Annotated in this window: 10 protein-coding genes; 4 read left to right on the forward strand and 6 right to left on the reverse strand. The window is 63.8% G+C overall.

Going from position 1 to position 8,917, the window contains the following annotated elements; translation table 11 throughout:
* From AAG801_RS37605 to AAG801_RS37630, 6 genes are all read right to left on the reverse strand, one after another.
* Positions 1-1,098: M1 family aminopeptidase (locus AAG801_RS37605; RefSeq protein ID WP_341893004.1), on the reverse strand; the 1,098-nt coding region annotated here is incomplete at its 3' end.
* Complete coding sequence (locus AAG801_RS37610) at positions 1,082-1,762, reverse strand: HAD family phosphatase (RefSeq protein ID WP_341893005.1); 681 nt, start codon at positions 1,760-1,762, stop codon at positions 1,082-1,084. The genes AAG801_RS37605 and AAG801_RS37610, both read right to left, overlap by 17 nt.
* Positions 1,759-2,355, reverse strand: a complete 597-nt coding sequence (locus tag AAG801_RS37615) for a DUF4276 family protein (protein ID WP_341893006.1) — start codon at positions 2,353-2,355, stop codon at positions 1,759-1,761. Before AAG801_RS37615 ends, AAG801_RS37610 begins: the two co-directional genes overlap by 4 nt.
* Entirely contained in the window at positions 2,352-3,365 is a 1,014-nt protein-coding gene (locus AAG801_RS37620) for an AAA family ATPase (RefSeq protein ID WP_341893007.1), read from the reverse strand. Before AAG801_RS37620 ends, AAG801_RS37615 begins: the two co-directional genes overlap by 4 nt.
* Positions 3,366-3,382: 17 nt before the next feature.
* Positions 3,383-4,487, reverse strand: a protein-coding gene (prfB, locus tag AAG801_RS37625; protein WP_099791691.1) for a peptide chain release factor 2 whose coding sequence is annotated in 2 segments (ribosomal slippage) — positions 3,383-4,405 and positions 4,407-4,487 — 1,104 coding nt in all. Because the reading frame shifts where the segments join, the coding sequence is not laid out codon by codon here.
* Positions 4,488-4,680: 193 nt separating this feature from the next.
* The gene (locus tag AAG801_RS37630; protein WP_099791689.1) at positions 4,681-5,496 is read right to left on the reverse strand and encodes a MetQ/NlpA family ABC transporter substrate-binding protein; all 816 of its coding nucleotides are present in this window, start codon (positions 5,494-5,496) and stop codon (positions 4,681-4,683) included.
* A 236-nt stretch (positions 5,497-5,732) separates the two neighbouring features.
* Between AAG801_RS37630 and AAG801_RS37635 the strand changes: the two genes are divergently transcribed.
* From AAG801_RS37635 to AAG801_RS37650, 4 genes are read left to right on the forward strand one after another with little or no spacing between them, the layout of a single operon-like run.
* Entirely contained in the window at positions 5,733-6,602 is an 870-nt protein-coding gene (locus tag AAG801_RS37635) for an ATP-binding cassette domain-containing protein (protein ID WP_153282591.1), read from the forward strand.
* Complete coding sequence (locus AAG801_RS37640) at positions 6,595-7,257, forward strand: methionine ABC transporter permease (RefSeq protein ID WP_099791685.1); 663 nt, start codon at positions 6,595-6,597, stop codon at positions 7,255-7,257. The genes AAG801_RS37635 and AAG801_RS37640 overlap by 8 nt, the downstream gene beginning before the upstream one ends.
* Positions 7,258-7,297: 40 nt before the next feature.
* Positions 7,298-8,122 carry a MetQ/NlpA family ABC transporter substrate-binding protein gene (locus AAG801_RS37645; RefSeq protein ID WP_341893008.1) on the forward strand — a complete coding sequence of 275 codons (825 nt, stop codon included), beginning with the start codon at positions 7,298-7,300 and terminating at the stop codon, positions 8,120-8,122.
* A gap of 32 nt (positions 8,123-8,154) precedes the next feature.
* Positions 8,155-8,505 carry a hypothetical protein gene (locus AAG801_RS37650; RefSeq protein ID WP_341893009.1) on the forward strand — a complete coding sequence of 117 codons (351 nt, stop codon included), beginning with the start codon at positions 8,155-8,157 and terminating at the stop codon, positions 8,503-8,505.
* Positions 8,506-8,917: the final 412 nt, after the last annotated feature.

Raw genomic sequence — 8,917 nt, forward strand, 5'->3', positions numbered from 1 at the left:
CTGGGCGGTGCGCAGCACGCGCACGTCTTCGATGCGCTTCACGGCACGGGCCGAGGCGTCGGCGCACAGGTCCTGGCTGAATTCCTGGTCGCGGAAGACGGTGAGGCCTTCTTTCAGCGACAGCTGGAACCAGTCGCGGCAGGTCACGCGGTCGCCGCTCCAGTTGTGGAAGTACTCGTGGCCGACCACGCTTTCGATGTTGCTGTAGTCGGCGTCGGTGGCGGTGGCCTGGTTGGCCAGAACGTACTTCGTGTTGAAGATGTTCAGGCCCTTGTTCTCCATGGCGCCCATGTTGAAGTCGCTGGTGGCCACGATCATGAAGCGATCGAGGTCCAGCGGCAGGCCGAAGCGGGCTTCGTCCCACAGCACGGAGTTGACGAGCGAGTTCATGGCGTGCTCGGTCTTGTCGAGGTCGCCGGCGCGCACGTACACCTGCAGCAGATGCTCCTTGCCGTTGCGCGCCTTGATGCGCTGTTCGCGCGCCACGAGCTTGCCCGCCACCAGGGCGAACAGGTAGCTGGGCTTCTTGAAGGGGTCGACCCACTTGGCGAAGTGGCGGCCCTCGGGCAGTTCGCCCTGGTCGACGAGGTTGCCGTTCGACAGCAACACCGGGTAGGCGGCCTTGTTGGCGCGCAGCGTGACGGTGTACATCGCCATCACATCGGGACGGTCGAGAAAATAGGTGATGCGGCGAAAGCCCTCGGCCTCGCACTGCGTGAAGAAGGTGTCTTCGCTCACGAACAGGCCCATCAGCTTGGTGTTCTTGATGGGGCAGCAGGTGGTGAAGATTTCGAGCTCGAAGGCCCCTTCTTCCGCGGACGGCAGGCCGTCCAGGACGAGCTGGTCGCCTTCCATGCGGAACGAGGCGCCCTGGCCGTTCACGAGCACGCGCGCCAGGTTGAGCTCGTCGCCGTCCAGGCGCAGCGGCTGGGCCGGCACCTCGGGGTTGCGGCGCAGCTGCATGCGGTTGAGCACGCGGGTCTTGGCGGGGTCGAGGTCGAAGGTCAGGTCGACGGTGTCGATCCAGAACGCCGGCGCGGCATAGTCTTCGCGTCGGATGGCAATGGGTTGCCCTTGGGCGTCACGCTGAAGCAGCATCGAGGGTCTCCAGAAAATTCGAATGGGCCAGTTCGTTGTAGTCGCGAACGGCGGCGATCACGTGGGGGCCGGCCAGCTCGGCGGCCGTATGGGTGCTGCACACGGCCACGGCGCGCATGCCGCCGCGGCGGGCCGCTTCGATGCCGAAGGGCGCGTCTTCAAAGACGATGCAGCGCTCAGGCGCCACGCCGATGCGGCGCGCGGCTTCCAGAAAGATCGCGGGGGTGGGCTTGCCCGAAAAGCCTTCGTCGCCGCCGACGATGGCCAGCGGCAGCGGGTCCATCTTCAGGCGCGACATGGCGAACTCGATGTTGTGCCTGTCGCCGGCCGTGCCCACCGCCACCTTCAGGCCGCGTGCCACCGCGGCCTTGGCGAAGGCGGTGAAGCCCGCCACCTCGGTGAAGTTGTCGTGAAAGAGCTCGCGGTAGATCTCTTCCTTCTCGTGCACCATCGCCTGGCACTCGGCATCGGAGAGCTCGCGCTCGAACAGCTCGCGCATGCTCTCGGTGCCGGTGCGGCCCGTGGTGCGCGCGAGGATCTCGCTCACGTCGAGCTTCACGCCGTGGCGCTCCGCAAACGTCACCCACGACCGCGCATGCCAGGGCATGGAGTCGATCATGGTGCCGTCCATGTCGAAGATCAGGGCTTCAATGCGCGAGGTCACGGGGCTTCCTCGGTGAGGCGCAGTACTGCCTGTGCCAAGCGCCGATAGCTGGGAGATTTTTCAAGAAGATGATCCAGGTTCAGGTGGGAGACGATTTTTGCCTGATGGGCAGTCGGTTTGTAGGCGGCGCCCTTGGGTTGTGCTTCTGACAGCCATCCTTTGGCGTCTCTGACGCTCTCGGGGTTTGCAGGGAAGTTCAGCTTCGTGTCAACAAGAGGCAGCGCTGCCCTTGTAGCAGCGGGATCGCACAGAAACAGGGACTCGAACTCCTTCACGATTAGGCACGCGTCGAACCCCGCCTGGGCATTGACGCCATTGGCAAGCGTTCTGAGTTCCTGTTCATCGCGTTCCACGTCGTCGCACGTGGCGCAGTCGTAGTCCAACACGCAGATCACTGAGGCATCTTCAAGCAGTGCGGTCTTGAAGAAGCGATCGAAGTTGGCCCGGACCTTGGGGAGTTCTCCCCTGCGATGCGGTTTCAGCACCTCGACATCGAATCGTTCGTGGTGATGAAGGATGCGGCGCAACAGCTCCGGCACTGCGCGTTCATCCCCCTCGCCTTCGACGATCGGCAACAACCGCTTGTTGTTCACGGTGTCTCCGGTTGCAAGCCTTCGGCGGCCATGAATTCGCCGAGCGTCATGAGCCCGCGTTGAACCGCCTCGCGTTGCGCAGCCTTGATGGGCGAGATTTGCGTCGCGCCATCGGTCATGGTGACGACGCGGATGTGTTCGGGGTCGAAGTGCTCGACCAGTTGCGGGCTGTGGGTGGTCACGATGATCTGCGTGACCTCCGAAACTTCTTTGAAAGCCTCAGCGAGCATCGAAAGAACGCCTGGATGAACGGTTTGCTCGGGCTCTTCAATGACCATCAGCGATGGCGTGGGAGATTGATAGAGGGAGAGCAAGATTCCGAAGATGCGCAGCGTGCCGTCAGACAGCTGCACCGGGTCGAACGTGCGCGTGCTGCTTTTATCTTGGCCAAACTTGAATTGAGGTACGAGATAGCTGCCCGCGCTGATGACCGACACACCCTGAAAATCCGGCAAAACAACTTGCATCATTTCCGTGATGCGTTCCAGCATCTGGCGGCCTTTGCTGCTGCGCTTGGCTGCACGGATGACAGAGGCCCAGTTGGAGCCATCTTCGCGAAGGGGCTCGTCGGTGTCTTGCGCAGACAGGGTGCGCAGAGTGTGAGCATTCAAGGCGGAGAACTTCCAGTCTTGAATGTCGTGGATCAGCCGTTCAGGCGATTCAAGTTCGGCAAATGCCAACGAATTGTCATTGGTCGAGCCGGTTGTAATTACCTCGAAGTAATTCAGATCACTGCTGGCTGCACCCGTCGGATGCGTCAACCTTGCCCGCAGTTCGATCGGCGTATGAATGCCCATGTTCTGAGGGCGAATCCGCGCGATGCCATCCCTGCGTGCAATCGCATCCTGCAAACTGCTTGTCGCAGCATCCCGCAAGAATCGCAGAGCATCCACAAAATTGCTCTTGCCCACTGCGTTCGGCCCCACCACCACGGTCACTCGCGGATGCAATTCCACATCTACCTCAGACAGGCTTTTGAAGTGGCGAATGGAGACGTTGGTCAGCTTCATGGCAGCGCGGATGGGACTCAAACGCCTTGCTTCAACGAAGCTTCAATGAACACGTCGAGGTCGCCGTCGAGCACCTTCTGCGTGGCCGAGACTTCGACGTTGGTGCGCAGGTCCTTGATGCGGCTGTTGTCCAGCACGTAGCTACGGATCTGGTGGCCCCAGCCCACGTCGGTCTTGCTGTCCTCGAGCTTTTGCTGCTCTTCCTGGCGCTTGCGCATCTCGTGGTCGTACAGGCGCGAACGCAGGCGCTTCCACGCCACGTCGCGGTTGCTGTGCTGGCTGCGGCCGTCCTGGCACTGCACCACGATGCCGGTCGGGATGTGCGTGAGGCGCACGGCCGAGTCGGTCTTGTTGATGTGCTGGCCGCCGGCGCCCGAGGCGCGGAAGGTGTCGGTGCGCACGTCCGAAGGGTTGATGTCGATCTCGATCGAGTCGTCGATTTCGGGGTACACGAAGATCGAGGCGAAGCTGGTGTGCCGGCCGCCCGACGAGTCGAACGGCGACTTGCGTACCAGGCGGTGCACGCCGGTCTCGGTGCGCAGCAGGCCGAAGGCGTAGTCGCCCTCGACCTTGATGGTCGCGCCCTTGATGCCGGCGGTGTCGCCGGGCGTTTCGTCTTCGATCTGCGTCTTGAAGCCCTTGCGCTCGGCGTACTTCAGGTACTGGCGCAGCAGCATGCTGGCCCAGTCGCAGGCCTCGGTGCCACCGGCGCCGGCCTGGATGTCGACAAAGGCGTTCAGCGGGTCGGCCGGGTTGTTGAACATCCGGCGGAATTCGAGCTGCTTGATGTCGGCTTCGAGCGTGGCGGCGTCATCGGCAATGGCCTGCAGGCCGTCCATGTCGCCGTCGGCCTTCGACATTTCGAAGAGCTCGGTGTTGTCCGACAGCCCGTTGGTGAGACGGTCGAGCGTTACGACCACGTCGTCGAGCGACTTTTTCTCTTTGCCCAGTTCCTGGGCCTTCTTCGGGTCGTTCCAGACGTTCGGGTCTTCGAGCGATGCGTTGACTGTCCTCAGTCGTTCAGCTTTGGCATCGTAGTCAAAGATACCTCCGTAAATCGACCGTACGGACGCTCAGGTCCGCGAGCATTGCGTCGATTTGGTTGATCTGTTCTGCGTCCATGGGGTGTCCTGACTGTGTGAGGTTGGTGTTCGGGGGAACCCGTCATTTTCTCACGGTCCGCCAACCTTCCCAGGAGCATCCCTGTATTGCTCCTTCTCCCTCTGGGGGAAGGCTGGGATGGGGGCGGGCAGAGCGCCCCTTGCGAGCGCCGTCGTGCCCTCACCCAACCTCCCCCGGGAGGGGAAAGACAAACTCAAAACGCCGGAATCAACGACCCCTTGAACTGCGTCTCGATGAAGCTGCGCACCTCCGGCGACTGGTAGGCCGCCACGAGGCGCTTGGCCCAGGGCTTGTCCTTGTCGGCGCGGCGCACGGCGATCAGGTTGGCGTAGGGGCTCTGGGCCGATTCCTTGATGACGGCGTCTTTGCCGAACGACAGGCCGGCCTTCTCGGCGTAGTCGTTGTTGATGGCCGAAATGGCCAGGTCGTCGAGCGAGCGCGGCAGCTGGGCGGCGTCCAGCGACACCAGCTTGAGCTTCTTTGGGTTGGTCACCACGTCCAGCGGCGTGGCGTTGTTGTTCTTCACGGCCTCGGGCTTGAGGGTGATGAGCTTGGCTTGTTGCAGCAGCAGCAGGGCGCGGTTGCCGTTGGACGGGTCGTTCTGGATGCCGACCGAGGCGCCGTCGGCCAGCTGGTCGATCGACTTGAGCTTGCGCGAGTAGAAGCCCAGCGGCGCGGTGATGGTCAGGCCCACGGGCACGAGGTCGAAGCCGCGCGCCTTGATCTGGTTGTCCAGGAAGGGCTGGTGCTGGAAGGCGTTGGCGTCGAGGTCGCCGGCGGCCAGCGCCGCGTTGGGCAGCTGGTAGTCGTTGAACACCACGACCTGGACGGTCAGGCCGTCCTTGGCGGCGACCTTCTTGACCACCTCGAACACCTGCTCGGCGCTGCCGACGGAAATGCCGACCTTGACGGTGTTCTTGTTGTCCTGCGCAAAGGCGGCGTTGCCCGCGAAAAGTGCGGTGGCCAGGGTGGCGAGCACGAGGCTGCGGCGGCGGAAAGTGGAATGCATGGTGGCGCGAAATCGAAAGAAATGAAGGCGCCGAATGTGGCATTGCCGCCGCGGATCGGGAACGAACCAATCCTCATATCGATATGGCATCCACTCGGCTTATGTGGTCTTTCTTATCTGATTTTTCATATAAGCACGAGCCGATTTGTTCGTTCCCTTTCGGTCTCTTTCTTTACATACTCGGCACCTTTTTGCGAACCTGCGCGATCGCGCCCTTGCGGCCCGCGCCTTCTTTCATGACCTTCCCTTCGCCTGATGCGGCCCGCGGCAACGCGGCGCCGGTCATCCGTCTTCAATCGGTGCAGAAGTCGTTTGCCTTGCCCAGCGGCGAGGTGTTCGATGCCGTGCAATCGCTGTCGCTCGACATCCAGCAGGGCGACGTGTTCGGCCTGATCGGCAAGAGCGGTGCCGGCAAGTCGACGCTGCTGCGCCTCATCAACCTGCTGGAGCGGCCCGATGCGGGCCAGGTGTTCGTCGGCGGGCGCGACCTCACGACGCTCTCGCGCCGCGAGCTGCGCGACACGCGCCAGAACATCGGCATGATCTTTCAGCAGTTCAACCTGCTGCAGAACGCTACGGTGTTCGACAACGTGGCCTTCCCGCTGAAGATCCACGGCCGCCACTCCAAGGCCGAGATCAACGAGCGGGTGCGCGAGTGCCTCGACCTCGTCGGCCTGGCTGAAAAGATCGACACCTACCCGGCCCAGCTGTCGGGCGGCCAGAAGCAGCGCGTGGCCATTGCGCGCGCGCTGGCGTCGCGTCCGCAGGTGCTGCTGTGCGACGAGCCCACCTCGGCGCTCGACACCGAAACCACCCGCGCGCTGCTCGAAACGCTGCGCGACATCAACCAGAAGATCGGCGTGACCATCGTGATCGTCACGCACGAGCTTTCGGTGGTCGAGGTGCTGTGCCGCAACGTGGCCATTCTCGAAAAGGGCCGCCTCATCGAGCAGTTCGCGGTCGATGCCCCGAGCGAAGAGCGCAAGACCGCGCTGGGCCGCGAGATCGACGAACTGGTGCGCCGCCGCGAACGCGAGGCGCGCGAACCCGTGGCGCCGCGCGTGGCGACCGCACAGCGCAACGCGCAGGAGCTGGCCTATGTTTGAGAACATCACCCCCATCCTTCCCGAGCTGTGGACGGCCACGGGCCAGACTTTCCTGATGTTGGCCATCGGCCTGTCGGCGGCGGTGCTCATCGGCGGGCCGCTGGGCATCCTGCTGTTCCTGCTGGGGCCGGGGCAGTCGCTCGAAAACAAGCCGGCGTTCCTGATCCTCAACTGGATCGTGAACACGGTGCGTTCCTTCCCGTTCATCATCCTGCTGGTGGCGCTGGTGCCGTTCACGCGGGTGATCGCCGGCACGTCCATCGGCCCGCTGGCGGCCGCCGTGCCGCTGTCGTTCGCGGCCATTCCGTACTTTGCGCGACTGGTCGACCAGTGCCTGCGCGAAGTGCCGCGCGGCGTGATCGAGGCGGCCCATGCCATGGGCGCGTCGGAGCTGCAGATTGTCTGGCGCGTGCTGGTGGTCGAGGCGCGCTCGGGCCTGGTGCTCGCGCTCACCGTGCTGGCCGTGAGCTTCCTGTCGTACTCGGCGATTGCCGGTGTGGTGGGCGGCGGCGGCATCGGCGACCTGGCAATCCGCTACGGCTACTACCGCTTCCAGACCGACGTGATGGTGCTCACCGTGGCGCTGCTCGTGGTGCTGGTGCAGATCCTGCAGTTCGTGGGCAACACCACGGCGCGCCGGCTCGACAAGCGTTGATGTCTCTTTCTTCTTTCCTTTCTCTTTCTCTGCTCATTCCATGAAAACCGCACTGCTGCGCCGTTCCGTTCTCGCCGTTTCCCTCGTCGCGCTGTCGTTCGGCGGCCTCTCGCTGTCGGCGCAGGCGCAAGACGCCAAGAAGAACCTCGTGATCGGCGGCACCGCCGGCTCCAACGCCGACCAGCTCAAGGCCGGCATCATTCCGATCCTCGAGAAGAAGGGCTACAAGGTGAAGCTGGTCGAGTTCAACGACTACGTGCAGCCCAACCTCGCGCTGGCCCAGGGCTCGCTCGACGCCAACTTCTTCCAGCATCGGGTCTACCTGCAGAAGTTCTCGGTCGACCAGAAGCTCGACCTCGCCGAGCTGGTGCAGGGCCCGATCGCGCCGATGGGCGTGTACTCGACCAAGCGCAAGACGCTGGCCGACGTGAAGGAAGGCGACCGTGTGACGCTGCCGAACGACCCGAGCAACCTGGCGCGTGCACTGGTGCTGCTGGAGCAGAACAAGCTGGTCACGATCAAGGCCGGCATCGACCCGCTGCGCGCGTCGGAGAAGGACGTGGCCGAGAACCCGAAGAAGCTGAAGTTCATTCCGCTCGAGGCTGCGCAGCTGCCGCGTTCGCTGGGGGACACCGAGTACGCCATCGTCAACGGCAACTTCGCGATCTCGTCGGGCCTGAAGCTCACCGAGGCCGTGGTGCTCGAGAAGACGCCCGACTACTACCTGAATGTGGTCGCCGTGAAGAGCGCGGACAAGAACGCCGCCTGGGCCAAGGACATCGCCGACGCCTACCGCTCGAAGGAATTCAAGGCGGTGGTCGACAGCAAGTTCCAGGGCTACGCCAAGCCCAGCTTCCTGCAGTAATCCATCAGTCACGCTTCAGCGAAGGACGCCCCATGCCCGTGCTGGCCGTATTCGATGCGCAAGCAAATTGGCGCGACACGCATGTGTGCGATGGCTGGATCACCGAGCATCTGGCGCGCCACGGCGTGCGTTGGGGGCGCGGCGATGCCGAAGGGCAGCGCGCGCTTGATGGCGCGGGGCTGTTCTATCTGCCGACGGCGGAGGGGTATCTTGGGTTGTTGTTCGAGGGCGGGGAATGGGTTTCCATTCCCTCCGACACGCCGCATTTCTTCGATGCTGGCGAGGCGGAGTCGCTGGACGGATTGCCTGCCGCGTTGCCATTGTTCGAGGCCTTCGTCGAAGAAGTGCTGTCCCTGACGGGCAACGACGCCGACGAAACGTAGAGCGGGATCAGTCGCCTGCAAGTTCGACGCGGCGCGGCGTGCACCGTGTTGCTCCTTCCCCCTCTGGGGGAAGGCTGGGATGGGGGCTCGCGGCGCTTGCAAAAGCGATGCATATGCAAAGGCCGCTTGCCCCCACCCCGACCCTCCCCCGGAAGGGGAGGGAGAAAGTCAAAACTCAAACGCGGGCGGGGCTTCGTGCCCCGGTCTTGCTCCTTCCCCTCCCGGGGGAAGGCTGGGATGGGGGCTCGCGGCGCATGCAAAAGCGGTGCATGTGCGAAGGCCGCTTGCCCCCACCCCGACCCTCCCCCGGGAGGGGAGGGAGAAAGTCGAAACTCAAACGCGGGCGGTGCCCCGTGCCCCGGCATTGCTCCTTCCCCTCCCGGGGGAAGGCTGGGATGGGGGCTCGCGGCGC

Source organism: Variovorax sp. YR752 (assembly GCF_943372545.1).